Below are 20,281 nucleotides of genomic sequence, written 5' to 3'. Positions count from 1 at the left end.
ATATTTCCGTTTTTATAACGTTAACTACTGGTGTTATTAATCAATAAAAGGATCGTTAAAAGGTGTACGAGAAACGGGCCAGAACCTGTACCGGATCAACGGGGGTTTTATGCTCGGAAAGAATCCAGCCACGGCTGGCTTCCACATCAATTAATGACCGTTGATAACGGAAGGTCACTCCGGCGCTGAGGCCTGCGCTGCTTTGCCAGCTTTGCTGACTAAGACGTGCCTGTACTCGCCCTACATCTGCCCCTAAACGTGGAGTAAAAGTGGTATTGCCCACTGGAACTGTGCGAGACAGCGTATTTTGCAGATACCAACCGTTATCGCCGGAAAGGGTGCTATGACTAAAGCCGCGTACTGCGCTGCGGTCAGTCAGGCTGATCCATTCCACGCCCGGTAGAGAGTTTTTGCTGTGCTGGCCGTAGAACGAGTTAGTCAATTGGTACGGGTTATCAAACAGGGTAAAGCGCTGGCTTAAACTGGCGAAAACCTTGGCTTTGGTAAACTGTGCGTCCGGATAACCGGCAGGTTTGCGGCCACTACTCCGCTCTGAGCCAAACCACGGCATGCCTTGCTCTACCGTGGCATTCAGGCTAAGCAGGCCGCGCGGTAGAATTTGCATATGACTGGCACCCAATTCCAGCACCGTCAGCGTTGGGCTGCTGATATGTAGCTTGGATGACTCAAAATAGTTATTAACGTTTTTGTAGGTAAGTTGTGCGCTCAGTGAGTCAATTTGGTCTTGATCCCGGTGAAACACATAATCCGTACGCAGGCCGTATTGTTTTGTATTTCCGTCTAATTTAACGGTATTAATCGCTAGTTTCTGATGATTTAAATAATCAGAGAAACTGGCAAATCCGCTAAATGTCCAGGCACCGTAAGGTATGGAATACAGCATGGTGTAGGCACGGCTATAGCGCTGCTGCGGATCTTTTAATGTGCTACTGACATTTAAGCTAACGAAGTCAGATAAACCCAATGGGCTATCATAACTGGCAGAAGTCCGAGCCAGCCATTTTCCGGTATTTTTCTGGCCGTAATTATCCATACTTCCAGATAAAAGCCATGATTTGGTATGTACATTGTTCAATCGAACAATAGAACCACCGTCTTTTTTACCGGGTAAAATATCTAATTTAGTTGTATTGGATTGCAGCCTGTTCGCCTGATCTAATCCTTGATCAAGCTGTGTCAGATTAAGCGGTTTTCCGACTAAATCAGGAAATAATAAATCACTATTAACCCAGTGGTCACCACCGATAATTTTCTCGATAAAACCTTCGGTGACATTAATACCCAGTTCACCATCCTGATTAGGCTGGATAAATTGAACTCTGGCAGTAACGTAACCTTTGCTTATATATAAGTGCGTGATTTCACGGGTAAGTTGATTAATATCGTTACTACTGATGCAATTTTCAGGTAAAGTAGCGATCGATTCTAAGTCACTGTTTTTTAATAGAGTGACGCCGCGTAAATAAACGCCATTGATCGGTAAACATTGCGCCGACATAGGTAAAGCCATGTGATGCATTTCAGCTTCGGAATCCAACAGGTTTTGTTTCTTTAACTGTTGGTAGCGACGTTCATCCATTATTTCGTGAACGGTACGCGAGCTATCCTGCAATGCACGACGAGATTCGCTCATAGGGGAGAAGTCACCCATATTAGGCAAAGTATTCCCCTGAGCGCTGGCGCTCAAAAGCAATAAAAATGCGGAGTATCTTTTAATCATTTAATCCTATTATGAGAGACAGTCTGTCACGCCATATAAAGACGTTGGTACTGTTTCTGTCCTTTATTTAATGCGTCGGGGCAAGACTACCTCTTGCTCGAAAAGGTTAAATAGCAAATAACAGAGAAGCCTCAAATGGCTTGAAGCGTCAGTTCACCTTTTTCAGGTAGCCTTTATCTGCGATGTTGGCGCAGATAATTAATGACTTATTAAATGCGTAGAATGACTAAATGGAATGACTCTTTTTAGAAGGGTTAATTCCATGGTGTTTGTAAAATTTATAAAAATTGAAAAGTAAGTATTATTTTTTCTTATAAAGATTAATTTTGTTTTTACTATTAATCTTATTCTTTGTAGTCAGAAGAATCCTAACTCATTTCTATGGGGTGGATAATAGGGGAAATGGTAATAGCTGACAACCCGTGCAGATGGGAATGTGAAATTTCGTAGAGGACATTTAAGGTAAACGCGCGTAAGTCTTTGTATTTAGATCGAGAACGCACCTGAAATTTATCGGGTACGACAACTTTATTTAGTTAATTTATCATTTGATGCTGCTTTTTTGATTGCTCGTCCTGACCAATAACCGGCGAGGAGATAACCGGAAAGAGTGTGCCAGACGGAGAAAAGAGCCCCCGGAAACGCAGCTAATGGAGAGAAGTAGATTTTGCCTAATGTGGCCGCTAGCCCAGAGTTTTGCATACCAACTTCAATAGCTAATGTGCGGCAGGTTGATTCGTCAAAGCCGAATAGTTTTTCGCCCCAATAGCCACTGAGCAAGCCGATACCGTTATGCAGAATAACGGCCATAATCACCACGAATCCAACAGATGCAATATGTCCCTGACTACCCGCAACTACAGCGCTGATGATGGTCAGAATGCATACCATCGAGAGAGCGGGCAGGTAGGGTTCGATACGTTTAACTGTCTTGGTAAAACAGTGATGGATAACCAATCCGGCAGTTATCGGAATGACTACGATTTGCAGGATGCTTTTCAGCATACCCATTACGTCTACGCTGATTGTGGCATCGACGTATAAACGGGTGAGCAGCGGCGTAGCGAATACGCCAACCAACGTTGAAACCGCAGAGATAGTGACAGATAAAGCCACATCACCTTTGGCCAGATAAATCATAACGTTAGATGCTGTTCCGCTAACCTACCAAAACCATTCCAGCGGAAAGATCCGGCGGCATGCGGAATAGCATTGCCAGTATCTAGGCTGCCAGCGGCATAATCAGATAATGCAAAAAAGTTGCCGCAGCCACCGGGGCAGGCCGCGAAAGCACTTGTTTGAAGTCTTCTAACCGCAGCGTTACGCCCATGGCAAACATGATTAGCATAAGTCATGGCCCGATATAGGGGCCGATCGGCGTAAAGGTGCTGGGAGTGTAATAGGCAGCGATAGACAGTAAAACCGGCCAGAGCGGGAACAAGCGAGTGACTTTGGCAAGCATGCGATGTCCTGTTATCTGGTGATGTTGTGCAGAGAAGGTGCCGGGCGGTATCCACCCGGCTGATTGTTATTATCTATTCGAACAGATTATGGTGCAGGGTTTTGACTACTTGTTCGGCATCGTCGCCAGGAACCAGGAAGCACAGATTGTTGCTGCTGGCACCGTAGCAAATCATACGAATATTGAATGGATCTAATACGCCAAATACTTCTTTCCCAACGCCGTAAGCCTGAGAAAGCTGATTGCCGATAATCGCCACCAGAGCCAGATTTTCCTCGACTTCCACCCGACAGAGGGAGGATAGCTCGGTCAGTAAAGACGTGGTCAGCAGACTTTCGCCGGTTGACGTGGAGCCAGTGGTATCCAGCGTTAGCGCCACGCTGACCTCCGAGGTCGTGATCAAATCAACGGAAATATTATGGCGCGCCAGAATATTGAAAACCTCCGCCAGAAAACCGCGAGCGTGAAGCATATTCAGGCTGTGTAGGGTCACCAGCGTTTGTTTACGACGTAATGCCAGCGCGCGGAACAGCGGCGGATTTTCGGTTTTATTGCAGACTAAGGTGCCACCGGCGGCCGGATCTTTGCTCGAACCAACAAACACGGGAATATCGCTGCGAACGGCGGGCAATAAGGTGGCGGGATGCAAGACTTTAGCGCCAAAAGTTGCCATTTCAGCGGCTTCTTCAAAAGCGATTTTATCGATGCGCTGAGCTTGAGGCACCACGCGCGGATCCGTAGTGTAAATGCCTGGAACGTCAGTCCAGATATCAACGCGGCTGAGGCTCAAAGCTTCACCTAGCAATGCGGCGGTATAGTCACTGCCGCCCCGGCCAAGAGTGGTGGTGCGGCCTTTAGCTTCGCTGCCGATAAAGCCTTGGGTGACAATAATAGCTTCGGCCAGACGCGGCGCCAGCTGGGCTCGAGCCAGTTCGGCCAATGCCTGAGTATCGGGTTCTGCTCGACCAAAGCGATCATTGGTGCGCATCACTTTACGCACGTCGAACCATTCCACGGCAACGTCGCGTTGGCGAATGATTTCAACGAACAGCAGCGTAGACATCAGTTCGCCGTGGCTAACCAATTCGTCCGTCAGCGCCGTGGATGTCGCCAGGCTGGCGGCCTCGGACAACATGGCGATATTGTCCAGCATACGGTCAATTTCATCACGTACTACGCTGGATTCTTTCAGGTTATCGAGAATGGCATATTGAATATGGCGAATTTCATCCAGATGAAAGGCGCGCTGTTCTGGCTCGCAACCTTCGGCAAGGGCGACCAACAGATTAGTAACACCGGCGGAGGCCGAGAGAACGACCAGGCGAACATCGGGATGAGACAGAACCACGTCAGCGCTGCGGCTCATGGCGGTAAAATCGGCGACGCTGGTTCCACCAAATTTGGCGACGACGGTAGCCTGTTGGGATGCTGCATGAATCATCTAAAAAACCTCGTGTCAGGGATGCACCGCGCAGGGTGGTCATCTAAATACATAAGCCTTGGCACAAGGGAAGAGCGGGAGACAGGGGGCACAAGCATAAGAGTTACGCTAGGGTACACCCAGAAGCGCTCCACCTTGCTAACCATTCTAAATGAACGGTTTCCGGTGACAACCCAGGGGATTCAGCCCCTGTAGTCGACGTGGTGATAGCCGAAGTCATCACGTCTCGGCGTCGCTCCCCCTCAAATGTCTTCAGCGGATTACGGCTCCTCCGACACTCTACCTGGGCGACGCACCTCTTCTGGCTTACGCAATGCTGCGTAAGTAGGTGTTTAGGAATAACGGGTTCTCGGGCCGCTGTCAACGGCGGCACAATGAGGTTTTTTCACCTTCATACTGCCGGTTTTCAGCCTAGTGGGGGAATCTGTGGCGTGGCGAGGGCAATGTATTGGGATTATCTGCAAAATAGCGGTTTTTCCAACGATGTCACCAATTGTTAACAATAAAAATTTTTTCTGACCGAGCGCTTATTCGTCAATTTTATAATAAAAAGGGAAGACGCCTGGCCTTCCCTCTGGTTGAAGTGATTTCTTGGGTAATCAGCGGCTTGCCGATGAATTATCGTCCTGTACCAAGGCTATCAAAGTGCAGGGCACAGCGGGAGCCACGCCGGCACTAATTGGCTGCAAAGTGCCGTCTTCCCGCTGATAAAATAGTGGAATAATGCCCTGATGTTTCTCCAGATATTCCAGCCAGCCAAAGTTTTCACTGAGTTTGGTCGCTTTGATGGTGGCACCTTTGGCAATCTGGCTGCTTAAGCGGCCATAAGTGGCTTCTGGCGCGAACAGCACTTCGTGGCGGCGGAATCGGCTACTTTCCGCATTGGTTCGCCCTTTTTGTAGCGTGCCGGAACGAATGGCGAACACATGGCTATCGCCAAAGATATGGCCAAAATGGTACACCGCTAGCGCATTCTGGTGGCGATTGGGAGATAGCGCCAAAACCTGCGCGGTTTCGCTCAGATCGAGATAGTTTTCAGCATGTTCTGAGTAAGCGTGACCATAATAGGCCGGAATGCCTTCCATACGCGCCAGGCGGTAATATTCCCAACTGCTATCCGTGACCAGCACTGGAATATTCAGTTTAAGCAACGCCTGCGCCAGCATGCGCGCCACGCTATTGGCCCCGACAATCAGTACGCCGCGCGGCTTCTGCTGCTGAACCCTCAGCCAGCGCGCCATCATTCCGCTGGTCAGGCTTTGCAGCACGACGGTGCCGATAATAATCGCAAAAACCACCGTAACCAGCTTATCCGCTCCTTCGTAGCCATTACGCTGTAAAGTTAGGGCAAATAATGAGCTGACCGCCGCCGCGACAATACCTCGCGGAGCGATCCAGCACAACAGCAGACGATCGCGCCAATGGAGACTGGATCGCCAGGTCGAAACGGCGATACACAGCGGACGGGCAATAAACTGCACTACCGCCAGTAAAATCAGTAGCGGCCAACCCATGTTCCATAGAGCATGAATATCCAACCGCGCCGCCAGAATAATAAACAGAGCGGAAATCAGAATCGCAGATAATTCTTCCTTGAAAGCCAGAATATCGCTGGTATCGACATCGCGCATATTTGCCAGCCAGATGCCCATTACCGTGACGGTAAGCAGGCCGGACTCATCGGCAATGGCGTTAGAAATACCAAACGCGGCCAACATAATTGCCAGTACCGCCAGGTTTTGCAAATAGCGAGGTAGCCAGACGCGGCGCAGCGCCAATCCTAATAAATAGCCAAATAGCGCGCCGGCGATCAAACCCACCGCGGCGGTAATACCCAGCGTCCAGAACAGGTGAGTGTAAGATTCTGCATTCTGTTTCAGGACAATAAATTCAAAAACCAGCAGAGTGAATATCGCCCCAACCGGATCGATGACAATCCCTTCCCAGCGTAGCACCTGATTAATCGTAGATTTTGGGCGCACCACTCGCATTAACGGAGCAATAACCGTCGGGCCGGTCACCACTGTGACGGCTCCGATTAGCGCGGCCAATTCTGGAGGGAAATTCAGTAGCCACCAACAGGCCACGCTGATAACCGAAAATGTCACCAACATTCCCACGGTAACCAGATTGCGTACCACGCCGCCCAAACCGCGAATCTCTTCCACTCGCAGAGTTAACGCGCCTTCAAATAAAATGATGGCAACGGACAGGGAAACAAGCGGGAACAGCAAATCGCCAAACAGCAAATCGGGCTGCACCCAGTGCACCAGCGGGCCAAGTACAATACCCATCAATAACAGCGGAAGAATCGCCGGTAAGCGTAATAACCAGGCGACCCACTGCGCCAATAATGAACTCAGACCAATCACCACCAACATTAGCGGGGGAGATAATTCCATAGCGACAACCTTTTTAATCTTAAGCAAAAGTGGGTATGTTTTAATCTGCCACATACCTGTGACAGTTACACAACCTCAGTAACAGGTTGTTATCCTGAAGTATAGGAATTTTGCCCTTAAAAAGGGAATGGGGATCTTTTCTGATCGAGAGTTATTACCTATCGCAAGAAAAGAGATCTCAATCACAGGTTAACAGGATACAATTAACGCATTCGTTTCATTATCCTTAAGCCTAGAAGAGCGTCGCTATGAAAAATGTAAATCCTAGTCAAACCGCTGCCTGGAAAGCGTTAGAACAACACTTTGAACAGATGAAAGATGTGCAAATCCGCGATCTGTTTGCCGAGGACAAGCAGCGTTTTGAGAAATTTTCTGCCACTTTTGACGACCAGATGCTGGTAGATTTTTCAAAAAACCGCATCACCACTGAAACTATGGAAAAACTCCAGGCACTGGCAAAAGAAACCGATCTGGCCGGTGCGATTAACTCCATGTTCTCCGGTGAAAAAATTAACCGTACCGAAGATCGCGCCGTACTGCACGTTGCCCTGCGTAACCGCAGCAACACCCCGATTCTGGTCGATGGTAAAGACGTAATGCCAGAAGTGAACGCGGTGCTGGCTAAAATGAAACAGTTCTGTGACCGCGTGATCGGCGGCGAATGGAAAGGTTACACCGGTAAAGCGATTACCGACGTAGTGAACATCGGTATCGGTGGCTCAGACCTTGGCCCTTACATGGTGACCGAAGCGCTACGGCCGTACAAAAATCATCTGAATATGCATTTTGTTTCCAACGTTGACGGCACCCATATGGCCGAAGCGTTGAAACCGCTGAACCCGGAAACCACGCTGTTCCTGGTCGCATCTAAAACCTTCACCACTCAGGAAACCATGACCAATGCGCACAGCGCTCGCGACTGGTTCCTGGCTGCTGCACAGGACGAAGCGCATGTGGCAAAACACTTTGCTGCGCTGTCTACTAATGGTAAAGCCGTAGCCGAGTTTGGTATTGATACCGACAATATGTTTGAGTTCTGGGACTGGGTAGGCGGCCGTTATTCACTATGGTCTGCTATCGGCCTGTCTATTGCTCTGTCCGTTGGATTCGAGAATTTCGAGCAGTTGCTGAGCGGTGCCCATGCTATGGACCGTCATTTTGCCGAAACTCCAGCAGAGAAAAACCTTCCGGTTCTATTGGCACTGATCGGCATCTGGTACAACAATTTCTTCGGCGCAGAAACCGAAGCGATTCTGCCGTATGACCAGTATATGCATCGTTTCCCGGCTTACTTCCAGCAGGGCAACATGGAATCTAACGGTAAGTATGTGGATCGTAATGGCAATCCGGTTGATTACCAAACGGGCCCAATCATCTGGGGCGAGCCGGGCACCAACGGTCAGCATGCGTTCTACCAGTTGATTCATCAGGGCACTAAATTGGTTCCTTGCGATTTCATCGCGCCAGCTATCAGCCATAATCCGCTGAGCGACCATCACGCTAAGTTGCTGTCTAATTTCTTCGCGCAAACCGAAGCTTTGGCTTTCGGTAAATCGCGGGCAGAAGTGGAAGCCGAATTTGCCGCCGCAGGTAAAACGCCGGAGCAAGTGGCGCACGTTGCACCGTTCAAAGTCTTTGAAGGCAACCGTCCAACCAACTCCATCTTGCTGCGCGAGATTACTCCGTTCAGCCTGGGGATGTTGATTGCTCTGTACGAGCACAAAATCTTTACTCAAGGCGCAATCCTGAATATCTTCACCTTCGACCAATGGGGTGTAGAACTGGGCAAACAGCTGGCTAACCGCATTCTGCCTGAGCTGGCGGATGATGCGCCGGTGACCAGCCACGATAGCTCAACCAATGCGTTGATTAACCGTTTCAAGAACTGGCGTTAAGCTAGAGAGCTAAAGCTCTTTGATCCGTGCTTATTATTGGCCTCTTACTGATGTAAGGGGCCTTTTTTCGGTCTGAGGCTTGGCCTTGTGTTAGCCTCAGACTGTTTCCCCCTCTTTCTCTGGGTGTATCTATGGCGAAAAATTCGCGTTCTCAATGGGTAGCTAAAAATCTACAGCGTTTATTAAACGTTGGCTTGATCGCGTTGGCCGCTATTTTGGTGGTCTTTCTGATTAAAGAGACGTTTCATCTTGGGCAGGTTTTGTTTACCAATAATCAGGAAACCTCATCCTATAAGTTGATCGAAGGAATAGTGATCTACTTCCTGTACTTCGAGTTTATCGCATTGATAGTGAAGTACTTTGAGTCAGGTTATCACTTCCCTCTACGCTATTTTATCTATATCGGAATAACTGCCATTATCCGGCTGATTATTGTCGATCACGAGAACCCTATTGATACGCTGGTGTATTCGGCGTCGATTCTGCTGCTGGTGGTGACGTTATATCTGGCCAATACCGAGCGACTAAAACGCGAGTAAACAATAATAGGCATAAAAAATGGCGGCCATATAGGCCGCCATAAAGACACAGTACCAGGGTAAATTACAGCAAAGTAAGCAGTGGCATGCTTTGTAACCAACTGGTGCAGTCACCCGACACAGACACCTGTACCAGCAAAACGATTCTGACTAACCTTTCACCCCGCCAGCGGTTAATCCGCCCACCAGCCAGCGCTGTGCCAGTAGGAACACCGCGGTAATTGGAATGGCCGACAGGACTGCCGCCGCGGCGAAGTCACCCCACAAGTAGTTTTGTGGATTGAGGTATTGCTGCATACCGACCGCCAGCGTGTAACTGTTCACATCTCGCAGCAATAGAGAGGCCACCGGTACTTCGGTAATGGCGGCAATAAACGACAGGATAAACACCACCGCCAGAATCGGTACCGACAGCGGCAACAGCACCAATCGGAATGCTTGCCAGGGCGTCGCACCATCCAGCGCGGCTGCTTCTTCCAGCGAGTTATCGATAGTTTCAAAATAGCCTTTAATGGTCCAAACGTGCAGCGCGATACCGCCCATGTAGGCGAAAATCACGCCGCCGTGGGTATTCAGCCCAATAAACGGTAAATATTGGCCGAGTCGGTCAAACAACGCATACAGCGCTACCAGTGACAACACTGCAGGGAACATCTGAAAAATCAGCATTCCTTTCAATAGGCTACTTTTTCCTTTGAAACGCATACGCGCAAAGGCATAGGCGCAGGTGGTGGAAAGGGTGACAATACCGGCGGCGGTAATCACCGCGATCTTAATCGAGTTCCACAACCACAGCATCACGGGGAACGGCGGCGGCGTCACGCTGCCATCGGCGTGAGTCACGCTCATCCCCAATGCCAGCTTCCAGTGCTCCCAGGAAATCTGGTCTGGAATCAGGCTACCGGTAGCAAAGTTGCCGGGTCGCAGTGAAATGGCAATAACCATCAATAACGGGAACATAATCAGCGCGATAAAGCAGAGCATCAGAAAATGGGTACCCAATAGACGCAAACGCTGGGATTTAGGTTGAACCATGGCCATCTGCCTCTCCTCCTTAATCAAAATTCATTTTGCTGGCTTTCAGATTCAGTATCGCTAACGCGCCTACCAATATGAAAATCAGGGTGGCAATTGCCGCCGCGAGGCCGAAGTCCTGCCCGCCGCCGCCTTCAAAAGCGATTCGGTAGGTGTAGTTGACCAGCAAGTCGGTGTACCCTGCCGGCGTTGTGGTGCCGATCATATCCGGGCCGCCGTTAGTCAATAACTGAATCAATACGAAATTGTTAAAGTTAAAGGCAAAACTGGCGATCATCAGCGGCGTGAGCGGTTTGATCAGCAGCGGGAAGGTGATTTTGGTGAAGTTCTGCCACGGCCCGGCACCGTCCATTGCGGAAGCCTCGTATAAATCGTCAGGGATGGCTTTCAATAATCCCATGCACAGAATCATCATGTAGGGATAACCCAGCCAGGTATTGACGATTAAAATCATGCTCTTGGCGGTCAGAGGATCGTTAAACCACGCCGGTTTGATACCAAACAGGTGGCTCAGCATCAGGTTAATTTCACCGAAGCTTTGGTTGAATAACCCTTTGAAAATCAAAATGGAGATAAAGGACGGCACCGCATAGGGCAGAATCAGCATCACTCGGTAAATAGCTTTGCCTTTCAATGCGTCCCATTGTACTGCGCACGCCAGCACCATGCCCACGGCGACAGTAAAGGTCACGCTCAGAACCGAGAAAATAATGGTCCAGACAAAGATTGAGATAAACGGTTTTTGGATGCCTTCATCGTGCAGCACGCGCAGGAAGTTTTTCCAGCCAATAGTGACGGTAAAGCCGGGGCTGAGTTTTTCATTTTCCCACTGTCCATCGGCGTTGACGGCCTGATAAAAGCCTTCTGCAATATTGGGCCGATAAATAACGCCTGTTTGCTTATTAATCAGCTCCCTGCCGTCTGCACCAAGCGCATACAGCGGGCTGGTTCCGGCAAATTGGCGCAGTGAACTCATGCGCAGTTCGCCGCCATCAGGCAATACCGCGACCAATTGGTTTAGCGCCTGACGGTTTTGAGTAATCACTCGCAAAGAGGCGCGTTCACCCTGTGCTTCAGTGTTGGCCGGAGCGACGTTAACTCGCTGCTCGCTCAGCCCATCGAGGCTGAAAGGCTCAGATATCAAAAGTTGATCGCTATCCGGCGTGGTGAGCTGTAAACGCCATTGATTGCCCGCAGGATAGAGGCCGAAGCCGTAGGTTTTTCCGGTCTGGAACTGACGATCCATCAATACGGATTGCGCCCGCTCAAAGGTTAACTGGTTGGTGCTGCTGTAGTTGGTAAAGGCGATGGCGATGGTACAAATCAGCGGGAACAGGACGAATAGCCCCATACCGGCCACGCCGGGGTAAACATAGCGCCAGGCATAGGCGCGACGGTTGGCAAACACGTACAGCCCAAGGCTAACCAGAATCAGCGTCACTATGGCAAAAAGATATTCACCTTGCGCATACATTAATATGATCAGATAGCAGGTAAACAGGCTGATAAGGCCAATAGCCAGCCACTTCAGCGCATCACTCTGCCACCAGGCGACTTTCTTTTTGCGTCCATAACTTTCGGTTTGGGATAACTGCATAACGGGTCCCTTTTGTGACTATTTGGCCATTCTGTAGCGACTACAGCACTGCGATCTGACGTGAAGAATTTATCAGGGCACGGAATCCGTGCCCCTTTAACGAGCAGAGCCGTTACTTGGTAATACGAGTCGCGGCATCGTTCAATGCGGCTTCTACAGTTTGTCGACCATTGATTGCGTTCAATACCGCGCTGCGCGTGGCGTACCAGAATGCGCTCATCTGCGGGATATTCGGCATGATTTCGCCTTTGGTGGCGTTATCCATGGTGGCGGCAATCTTCGGATCTTTCGCCAACTGCTCTTGGAAGGATTTCAGCGCCACGGCGCCCAGCGGCTTGTCTTTATTTACTTCAGCCAGGCCTTGGTCGGTCAACAGGTAGTTTTCCAGGAATTCAGTGGCTAACTCTTTATTCGGGCTGGCGGCGTTGATACCGGCACTTAATACTCCGACGAAAGGTTTAGACGGCTGGCCGTGGAAAGTCGGCAATAGCGTGACGCCGTAGTTGATTTTACTCTTGTCGATATTTGACCACGCCCACGGGCCGTTGATGGTCATCGCGGTTTGGCCTTTGTTAAAGGCGGCTTCAGCGATGGAATAGTCAGTATCGGCATTGATATGCTTGTTTTTCACCAAATCGACGATGAATTGCAGGCCAGCTTTGGCTCCGGCATTGTTAACACCGACGTCTTTCACGTTATAGATGCCGTTTTCAAACTTGAAGGCATAACCGCCGTCAGCGGCAATAACCGGCCAAGTGAAGTAGGGTTCTTGCAGGTTCCACATGATGGCGCTTTTGCCTTTGGCCCGCAGTTCTTTATCCAGCGCTGGGATTTCTTCCCAGGTTTTTGGCGCGTCTTTAATAATGTCTTTGTTATAAATCAGCGATAGCGCTTCCACCGCGATTGGGTAGGCGATCAGCTTACCGTTGAAACGCACCGCGTCCCAGGTGAATGGGAACAGTTTGTCCTGGAAGGCTTTGGATGGATGGACTTCGGCCAGCAGGCCGGATTGCGCGTAGCCGCCGAAACGGTCGTGAGCCCAGAAGATAATGTCAGGGCCGTCGCCGGTGGCCGCAACCTGCGGGAATTTCTCTTCCAGTTTATCGGGATGTTCGATGGTGACTTTAATACCGGTATCTTTCTCGAATTTTTTACCCACTTCTGCCAGACCGTTATAGCCTTTATCGCCATTGATCCAGATAACCAGCTTACCTTCTTCAATCTTGGCAAAAGCGGAAGAGGAAAGTACCAGCGTGGTCAGCGCGGAAAGCGCCAGGACTCGAGCGGTCTTACCAACGCCGGACTTCATGAAACTGTGAGTCATAATCCAATCCTTTTATCCAATTTTGTGGGCACCGACTTTCGTGTGAATCAATAGCCGCTTATCGGGTAGCTGTGAGTCACAGTGCGAGGTGGCAGCGACAGCGTCATAATGTGGGTGCGCTGCAATTTAGTACGCTGTCATATTGGGTCACAACCGGACACAGTCTCATCCTCCCCCCGTCTACGCCCCCGACAAGGTTATTGTGACCCAGTTAACACTGCTGCCTATTCTGTGGGGTTAGCCACAAAAATACCGGTCGAAATTTGTAAGCAGGATCACGAATTTGTCTTTCGGTGGGAACTTTCGCTTACCCCCTTACCTCTCTCATCCTCCCATCTCCTCCCCCATGAAAAACTTTGTTACGGATGATTACCAAATTGCGGCATTCCCGCAGTATCAGCAGCATCAATTTTAACCACAGTTTGCAGGGCCAGGACTATGTTGCCAGCGCGTGCCGTTCCTCATCCTACGTTGTATCGGGTTCACCCGATCAGTTTCCGTGACGGAAACGGCGACGGCATGGGGGATTATCGCGGCCTGTTGAGAGCACTGACTTATCTGAACGCCTTATCGATTGATGGGCTGGTTGTGCCACAGGATATGCAACCCTGCGAGCAGACGGCTCGGCGGTTAGCCGAACAAGGCCTGGCGGTGTGGATTAACCCACAGAGCAACGCAGGCTCCGAGGCGTTACAGCAACCGCTATTGCAAGGTGCCTTGGCTCAGCAGGTGGTGCCGTTCAGTTCGGAAAAACTGGTGTCGGTATTAGCCGAGCGTCGGGCCACGCTTTCTCAGTCCGTGTGGAGCACCGGCGACGCCGAGCGGCCACGGGTAGTGAGCAACTGGGGGCAGGGCGATCTTCGCTCCGCAGACGCTTTTCTGACCTTGCTGGCGCTATTGCCCGCGCCTATAGCGCTGTACCAAGGGGAAGAGCTGGGCTTGCCTCACGCCGCTTCGCTACAGGAACCACAAGGTGCGCAGACGCCGATGCCGTGGCACGAAGCGCCAGAGCAGGCTACGTCCGGAGAGATTCATTGGTATCAGCGTGTGGCTATTGAACATCGCGCTATGGCCATCAGCCGCCAGCAGCAGGATCCTGATTCCACCCTGCGCTTTTGCCAAACGTTGTTGGCTCTACGCCGTCAGCCGGTGATTCAACAAGGGCAACTGGCTGAAATCAGCCAGCAGAACGGCGTAATCAGATTATTTATTACCCAGCAAGATCAATGTGTTGAAGCGCTGATCAATTTGCAGCCTTATACTCAGACGGCGACGCCGTCCGAGGCAACCTTGCCAGTGGCATGGCGGCACGGCGCGCAGAGAGAAAGTCATCAGAGTGCTGGGAGTCATCGCTGGGTTATGCCGGGTTTTGCTTCCGCCATTTTTCTTCAATCGGATTCACATGAAAAAGTTGTTTGCGCAAGCAAAGGAGTAACGCATGGCTAACGTAACGCTAAGCGGCGTTTATAAGGCCTTTGGTGAGGTCGTGATCTCCAAAGACGTCAATCTGGAGATCGAAGATGGTGAATTTGTGGTGTTTGTCGGTCCGTCAGGCTGCGGGAAATCAACGCTGCTGCGCATGATAGCCGGTCTTGAGGATATTACCGCTGGCGAGTTGTTGATCGGCGGTAAACGGATGAACGAAGTGCCGCCCGCAGAACGCGGCATCGGCATGGTATTCCAGTCTTATGCGCTCTATCCCCATCTGTCGGTGGCGGAAAACATGTCTTTCGGCCTGAAGCTGGCCGGTGCCAAAAAAACTGAAATTAACCAGCGAGTTAATCAGGTCGCTGAAGTGCTGCAACTGGCGCACCTATTGGATCGTCGGCCAAAAGCCTTGTCCGGCGGGCAACGTCAGCGAGTCGCTATTGGTCGTACGCTGGTGGCTGAACCGGATGTGTTCCTGCTGGACGAACCCTTATCCAACCTGGACGCCGCGCTGCGGGTGCAGATGCGCATTGAGATTTCCCGACTTCACAAGCGCCTGCAACGCACCATGATTTACGTTACGCACGATCAGGTCGAAGCCATGACGCTGGCAGACAAAATCGTGGTGTTGGATGCCGGTAACGTGGCGCAGGTGGGTAAACCGCTGGAGCTATATCACTACCCGGCCAACCGCTTTGTCGCCGGTTTTATCGGTTCGCCAAAAATGAATTTCCTCCCAGTGAAAGTGACCGCCGTTGAGCCTCGTCAGGTACAAATCGAGCTACCGAACCGCCAGTTGGTCTGGCTACCGGTGGAAGGCGATCGCGTACAGGTCGGCGCCAATATGTCGCTGGGTATTCGACCGGAGCATCTGCTGCCAAGCAGCGAATCGGAAGTCACGCTGGAAGGCCCGATTCAGGTAGTAGAGCAACTGGGCAATGAAACACAGATTCATATCCAAATCCCCGCAATACGTCAGAACCTGGTTTACCGCCAGAACGACGTGGTGCTGGTAGAAGAAGGTGCAACATTCGCCATCGGGCTGCCGCCATATCGCTGTCATCTGTTCCGTGAAGATGGCTCTGCGTGTCAACGGCTGCATCAAGAGCCGGGCGTCTACTGACAGTGAATGTAAAGCACGCACGCCGTTAGGCAAATTAAACAGGAGATTTCTGATGACTACTCTGCGCAAGTTACCGATAGCACTGGCTGTTGCCGCTGGTGTTCTGTCAACACAAGCGATGGCCGTAGATTTCCACGGTTATGCACGTTCTGGTATCGGTTGGACAGGGAGCGGCGGTGAGCAACAATGTTTCAAAACCACCGGCGCTCAAACTAAATACCGTTTGGGCAACGAATGTGAAACCTATGCGGAAATCAAATTAGGCCAGGAACTGTGGAAAGAAGGGGATAAAAGCTTCTACTTCGATACCAACGTAGCCTATTCCGTATCACAGCGTGACGATTGGGAATCAACGGATCCCGCTTTCCGTGAAGCCAACGTGCAGGGTAAGAATCTGATCGAATGGTTGCCGGGTTCCACCATGTGGGCAGGTAAACGCTTCTATCAACGTCATGACGTTCACATGATCGACTTCTACTACTGGGATATCTCCGGCCCAGGTGCAGGTTTGGAAAACATCGATCTGGGCTTCGGCAAGCTGTCTTTGGCCGCAACCCGTAACTCTGAAGCCGGTGGCTCCAGCGCCTGGATCGATAATCAGCGTAAAGATGCAGATAAAACCATTAATGACGTGTTTGACGTGCGTTTAGCCGGATTGGAAACCAACCCAGGCGGTACGCTTGAGTTCGGTGTGGACTACGGTCGCGCTAATACTCAGGACGGTTATGCATTGGCACAAGATGCGACCAAAGACGGCGTCTTGCTGACGGCGGAACATACTCAAAGCATGTTCGGCGGCTTTAACAAATTTGTGGTTCAGTACGCCACCGATTCGATGACCTCATGGAACAGCGGCCATTCACAGGGCTCTCTGGTGAATAACAACGGCAGTATGCTGCGTATTATTGACCACGGTGCCATTAATCTGGCTGAAAAATGGGACATGATGTACGTCGCTTTATACCAGGATACCGATTGGGATAACAAAAACGGCACCACTTGGTACAGTGTGGGCGTGCGCCCAATGTATAAATGGACGCCGATCATGAGCACCTTACTGGAAGCAGGCTACGACAACGTGAAATCTCAGCGTACCGGCGACCGTAACGGCCAGTACAAACTGACTCTGGCTCAACAATGGCAGGCGGGGGATAGCATCTGGTCTCGTCCGGCCATCCGCGTGTTTGCAACCTATGCAAACTGGGATGAGAAATGGGGCTACGATAACGTTAAGGGCAGTCCTGACCTCGGGCTGGCGCAGAACGGCACTATCGGCACCGATAGCCGTGGTAAAAACAACGAAGTAACCTTCGGCGCACAATTCGAAGCCTGGTGGTAACAGCAGTGACGCAGCCGTCCTTCGGGGCGGCTGTTTGATTTTTTAAAGCAAGATCAAGTGATAACCCGATAAATTTCAAATCGCCACCTTAAAGCCGATTGAAACATAAAGGGTTATGGATTGGTTAACTTTGCCGACCTTGCCCGTGCGGAGTTAGCGCTGACGCTCAATCTATGAGGGTATAACAATGAAAAAGAATCTGCTGTCACTCTGTTTGTCTCTGGCCTTGGGTTTGACTGCGCCGCTGGCAGTGCAGGCCGCTTCTACTATTTCTCCGGCCAATGTTTCGGTTGCACCGAGCATTAGTCCATCGACTTTACAAAGCTTGCCGTGGCAACCGTTAGTTCCACCGGCGTCGCAGGAAATCAAACTGACCAACGCCAGCCCGCATATTTCTCAGGGTGAAATTGAAGGTGCGGTAGCCGCTTTCGCGTTGCCAGCCGATCGCGGTTCGATGGAAGTCACGCTGAGTAGTCAGGTGGTGGATAATAAACTCTACTCTCCAAGCGTCGTGGTGCTGGACGAACAAATGCGCCCGGCGGCCTACTATCCAGCCAGCTATTTTACCTACGAAAAAGCCGGCATCATGAGTTTCGATCGTCTTGAAGGCGTACTGAAACTGACTCCAGCATTAGGCCAAAAACAAATCTACCTGCTGGTGTACACCACCAAACAGGATCTGGCAAAAACGACTCAACTGCTCGATCCGGCCAAAGCCTATGCCCAAGGCGTAGGTAACGCAGTACCAAATATTCCCGATCCTATCGCCAGCCATGCTCCGACTGGTGTGCTGAAAATCAAAGCCACTGCGGAACAAAGCATGGGCAACATTATGATTGGTTTCACTCAGCCAGCCGCGCCCGCTCCTGTCGTGGTCGGAAATACTCAGCCCGTAGTGGCAGCCGCACCGGCTACGGTGAGTAAACCGACCGAGCCAATGCTTAACGATACCGAAAGCTATTTCAATCAGGCGATCAAAGATGCGGTAAAAGCGGGCGATGTGGATAAAGCGCTGAAACTGCTGAATGAAGCGGAAAAACTAGGCTCAACCTCCGCGCGTCAAACCTTTATTGGCAGCGTCAAAGGCAAGGGCTAGATACCCAGCGCTGCCGAATGTGGCTGGATGATTGGTGCGCCGTGGCGCACCTTTTTTCTTTGTGATCTATGGCGGCTACTGCGCGTGTGGATTTTGGTTTACGTACGAATGTATACCCCGACTGATTTTATCTGCGACATCTTTGGCGATGATTTATGATGGTTATCGCGTTCTTCCCTTTCTAAACCTTATTTCTCTTAATTAGATCAATTTACCTAATGCATTCTGCAAATGTGACGCAGTTAACTCACTGTTGTCGTTATGATCATCAGATGCTACTCGACGTGTTACCCCAAGGGCTTTCTGCGCTACAATAGCCCCATGTTGACCAATTGCGGGGAGCCAGATGTATCCCCGGCGGGAGCGAGCCGAATGTCATACGGCGAGGTATCAATTCTAAAACCTATTCAATGGCGATCTATTGATCAGCCTAATCTCAGTGCCGATATTGCCGATTGGTTGATGGAGCTGGGGTCAATGACCCGCCGTTTTGAGCAACATTGCCAACGGGTACATATCGAACCAAAGCTGGAATGTTTTATTACTCGCGATGAACTGGGTGAAGAGGCGGAACATTTGCCGATAAGCCAGCGTTATTGGCTGAGAGAAGTTATTTTGTTCGGTGATGCTCAGCCTTGGTTATTGGGGCGGACGGTGGTGCCAGAAGAAACCCTTTCTGGCTCCGATCGTGCGCTGGTGGATCTGGGAACGGTGCCTCTAGGGCGCTATCTGTTCAGTGGCGATGCTCTGACGCGAGACTATATCCAAACGGGGTTACAGGAAAAGCTTTGGGCGCGCCGTTCACTTTTACGCCTGTCTGGGAAACCCCTGTTACTGACGGAAGTATTCTTGCCAGCGTCGCCGTTATATCAGCTTTCCAGGGTGTGACTATGAGCAAAGATTTGGGAGATAAATAAATTGGATGGAAGTGTTCTTCAAAGCAAATGGCGCGCCTATTGCCGTTTGATGCGAATTGATAAGCCTATTGGTTCACTGCTGTTACTGTGGCCAACATTATGGGCGTTATGGCTGGCAGGACGCGGTATTCCTGATGCAAAAATTCTGATCGTGTTCGTGCTGGGCGTGTTTATGATGCGTGCCGCAGGCTGTGTGGTGAATGATTTCGCCGATCGTAAAATCGATGGACACGTAAAACGCACCGCTTCACGGCCATTGCCCAGTGGCGCTGTGAGCGAAAAAGAAAGCAAAATCCTGTTTGGCGTACTGGTGCTGATCTCGTTCGGGCTGGTTCTGACCTTAAACAGTATGACCATCTGGCTATCTCTGGTGGGGCTGGCACTGGCCTGGATTTATCCCTTTATGAAGCGGGTAACCAACTTGCCGCAGGTGGTGTTAGGCACGGCATTTGGCTGGTCGATTCCAATGGGTTTTGCCGCAGTAAGCGAAAGCCTGCCGCTGGTATGTTGGTTGTTGCTGTTGGCGAATATTTGCTGGACCGTCGCTTATGACACGCTGTATGCGATGGTAGATAGGGACGATGACCTAAAAATTGGCGTCAAATCCACGGCTATTCTATTCGGTCAGTATGACCGCCTCATCGTCGGGTTGCTGCAACTGGCTACGTTGTTATTGATGGTGATTATCGGTTATCTGATGCATTTAGGCGGGGCGTTCTATTGGTCCGTTTTATTAGCCGGCGCTCTATTTATTCATCAGCAGAAAATGATTGCTAAACGTCAGCGTGAACCTTGTTTCCAGGCTTTCCTGAATAATAATTACGTTGGTTTGGTTCTGTTCCTTGGGATTCTGTTGAGCTATTGGTCATTGAATTAAACCCCAAATGATACAAATAGAAAGGGCCAGATATTATCTGGCCCTTTGCTTATTCAGCTATCTGG

14 protein-coding genes, 1 pseudogene and 1 riboswitch are annotated in these 20,281 nt (G+C 50.5%); of the genes and pseudogenes, 8 read left to right on the top strand and 7 right to left on the bottom strand.

The genetic code is table 11. The features are described from left to right. Positions 1-55 precede the first annotated feature (55 nt). The 4 genes and pseudogenes from PL78_RS11080 to PL78_RS11065 form a co-directional block, all read right to left on the bottom strand. Positions 56-1,741, bottom strand: coding sequence for a ShlB/FhaC/HecB family hemolysin secretion/activation protein (locus PL78_RS11080; RefSeq protein WP_064515534.1), 1,686 nt, complete (start codon positions 1,739-1,741; stop codon positions 56-58). A gap of 528 nt (positions 1,742-2,269) precedes the next feature. Beyond that, positions 2,270-3,203 (bottom strand): annotated as a pseudogene (panS, locus tag PL78_RS11075) (ketopantoate/pantoate/pantothenate transporter PanS). A 73-nt stretch (positions 3,204-3,276) separates the two neighbouring features. After that, positions 3,277-4,644: a lysine-sensitive aspartokinase 3 gene (gene lysC, locus PL78_RS11070; protein WP_064515533.1), complete on the bottom strand. Its 1,368-nt coding sequence runs from the start codon at positions 4,642-4,644 to the stop codon at positions 3,277-3,279. Between the two features lie 115 nt (positions 4,645-4,759). Next, a riboswitch (Lysine riboswitch) is annotated at positions 4,760-4,953 on the bottom strand. A gap of 290 nt (positions 4,954-5,243) precedes the next feature. After that, positions 5,244-7,046 carry a cation:proton antiporter gene (locus PL78_RS11065; protein ID WP_064515531.1) on the bottom strand — a complete coding sequence of 601 codons (1,803 nt, stop codon included), beginning with the start codon at positions 7,044-7,046 and terminating at the stop codon, positions 5,244-5,246. Between the two features lie 248 nt (positions 7,047-7,294). Here PL78_RS11065 and pgi point away from each other — a divergent pair, with 248 nt between their 5' ends. Together pgi and psiE are read left to right on the top strand one after the other, a co-directional pair. Beyond that, the gene (gene pgi, locus PL78_RS11060) at positions 7,295-8,941 is read left to right on the top strand and encodes a glucose-6-phosphate isomerase (protein ID WP_064515529.1); all 1,647 of its coding nucleotides are present in this window, start codon (positions 7,295-7,297) and stop codon (positions 8,939-8,941) included. A gap of 131 nt (positions 8,942-9,072) precedes the next feature. After that, positions 9,073-9,480 carry a phosphate-starvation-inducible protein PsiE gene (gene psiE / locus PL78_RS11055; RefSeq protein ID WP_064515527.1) on the top strand — a complete coding sequence of 136 codons (408 nt, stop codon included), beginning with the start codon at positions 9,073-9,075 and terminating at the stop codon, positions 9,478-9,480. 150 nt (positions 9,481-9,630) lie between these two features. On the opposite strand, the gene malG is transcribed toward psiE, so the two are convergent. From malG to malE, 3 genes are all read right to left on the bottom strand, one after another. Continuing rightward, positions 9,631-10,521 carry a maltose ABC transporter permease MalG gene (gene malG, locus PL78_RS11050; RefSeq protein WP_049598118.1) on the bottom strand — a complete coding sequence of 297 codons (891 nt, stop codon included), beginning with the start codon at positions 10,519-10,521 and terminating at the stop codon, positions 9,631-9,633. Positions 10,522-10,534: 13 nt separating this feature from the next. Continuing rightward, complete coding sequence (gene malF, locus PL78_RS11045) at positions 10,535-12,112, bottom strand: maltose ABC transporter permease MalF (RefSeq protein ID WP_064515525.1); 1,578 nt, start codon at positions 12,110-12,112, stop codon at positions 10,535-10,537. Between the two features lie 112 nt (positions 12,113-12,224). Beyond that, on the bottom strand, positions 12,225-13,436 hold the full coding sequence (malE, locus tag PL78_RS11040) for a maltose/maltodextrin ABC transporter substrate-binding protein MalE (RefSeq protein WP_064515523.1): 1,212 nt from the start codon (positions 13,434-13,436) through the stop codon (positions 12,225-12,227). A gap of 438 nt (positions 13,437-13,874) precedes the next feature. Here malE and PL78_RS21090 point away from each other — a divergent pair, with 438 nt between their 5' ends. From PL78_RS21090 to ubiA, 6 genes are all read left to right on the top strand, one after another. After that, positions 13,875-14,882: an alpha-amylase family glycosyl hydrolase gene (locus tag PL78_RS21090; protein ID WP_120805615.1), complete on the top strand. Its 1,008-nt coding sequence runs from the start codon at positions 13,875-13,877 to the stop codon at positions 14,880-14,882. Further along, positions 14,875-15,987, top strand: a complete 1,113-nt coding sequence (gene malK, locus PL78_RS11030; protein WP_064515521.1) for a maltose/maltodextrin ABC transporter ATP-binding protein MalK — start codon at positions 14,875-14,877, stop codon at positions 15,985-15,987. The genes PL78_RS21090 and malK overlap by 8 nt, the downstream gene beginning before the upstream one ends. Positions 15,988-16,039: 52 nt before the next feature. Beyond that, positions 16,040-17,326 (top strand): maltoporin, encoded by a 1,287-nt coding sequence (locus tag PL78_RS11025; RefSeq protein WP_064515519.1) that lies wholly within the window; start codon positions 16,040-16,042, stop codon positions 17,324-17,326. A gap of 187 nt (positions 17,327-17,513) precedes the next feature. Continuing rightward, positions 17,514-18,422 (top strand): maltose operon protein MalM, encoded by a 909-nt coding sequence (gene malM, locus PL78_RS11020; protein WP_064515516.1) that lies wholly within the window; start codon positions 17,514-17,516, stop codon positions 18,420-18,422. Between the two features lie 372 nt (positions 18,423-18,794). Next, complete coding sequence (gene ubiC, locus PL78_RS11015) at positions 18,795-19,310, top strand: chorismate lyase (RefSeq protein ID WP_064515513.1); 516 nt, start codon at positions 18,795-18,797, stop codon at positions 19,308-19,310. A gap of 78 nt (positions 19,311-19,388) precedes the next feature. Next, positions 19,389-20,216 (top strand): 4-hydroxybenzoate octaprenyltransferase, encoded by an 828-nt coding sequence (gene ubiA / locus PL78_RS11010; protein WP_420822910.1) that lies wholly within the window; start codon positions 19,389-19,391, stop codon positions 20,214-20,216. Positions 20,217-20,281: the final 65 nt, after the last annotated feature.

This window comes from Yersinia entomophaga, assembly GCF_001656035.1.
Taxonomy (GTDB): Bacteria; Pseudomonadota; Gammaproteobacteria; order Enterobacterales; family Enterobacteriaceae; genus Yersinia; species Yersinia entomophaga.
Note: the sequence above shows the minus strand (reverse complement) of the source record. Positions and strands in the feature narration are given on the sequence as shown.

Excerpts from the sequence above, each read along its gene's own strand:
- PL78_RS11080 (WP_064515534.1), bottom strand. The coding sequence starts at position 1,741 with ATGATTAAAAGATACTCCGCATTTTTATTGCTTTTGAGCGCCAGCGCT.
- lysC (WP_064515533.1), bottom strand. The coding sequence starts at position 4,644 with ATGATTCATGCAGCATCCCAACAGGCTACCGTCGTCGCCAAATTTGGT.
- PL78_RS11065 (WP_064515531.1), bottom strand. The coding sequence starts at position 7,046 with ATGGAATTATCTCCCCCGCTAATGTTGGTGGTGATTGGTCTGAGTTCA.
- pgi (WP_064515529.1), top strand. The coding sequence starts at position 7,295 with ATGAAAAATGTAAATCCTAGTCAAACCGCTGCCTGGAAAGCGTTAGAA.
- psiE (WP_064515527.1), top strand. The coding sequence starts at position 9,073 with ATGGCGAAAAATTCGCGTTCTCAATGGGTAGCTAAAAATCTACAGCGT.
- malG (WP_049598118.1), bottom strand. The coding sequence starts at position 10,521 with ATGGCCATGGTTCAACCTAAATCCCAGCGTTTGCGTCTATTGGGTACC.
- malF (WP_064515525.1), bottom strand. The coding sequence starts at position 12,112 with ATGCAGTTATCCCAAACCGAAAGTTATGGACGCAAAAAGAAAGTCGCC.
- malE (WP_064515523.1), bottom strand. The coding sequence starts at position 13,436 with ATGACTCACAGTTTCATGAAGTCCGGCGTTGGTAAGACCGCTCGAGTC.
- PL78_RS21090 (WP_120805615.1), top strand. The coding sequence starts at position 13,875 with ATGTTGCCAGCGCGTGCCGTTCCTCATCCTACGTTGTATCGGGTTCAC.
- malK (WP_064515521.1), top strand. The coding sequence starts at position 14,875 with ATGGCTAACGTAACGCTAAGCGGCGTTTATAAGGCCTTTGGTGAGGTC.
- PL78_RS11025 (WP_064515519.1), top strand. The coding sequence starts at position 16,040 with ATGACTACTCTGCGCAAGTTACCGATAGCACTGGCTGTTGCCGCTGGT.
- malM (WP_064515516.1), top strand. The coding sequence starts at position 17,514 with ATGAAAAAGAATCTGCTGTCACTCTGTTTGTCTCTGGCCTTGGGTTTG.
- ubiC (WP_064515513.1), top strand. The coding sequence starts at position 18,795 with ATGTCATACGGCGAGGTATCAATTCTAAAACCTATTCAATGGCGATCT.
- ubiA (WP_420822910.1), top strand. The coding sequence starts at position 19,389 with ATGCGAATTGATAAGCCTATTGGTTCACTGCTGTTACTGTGGCCAACA.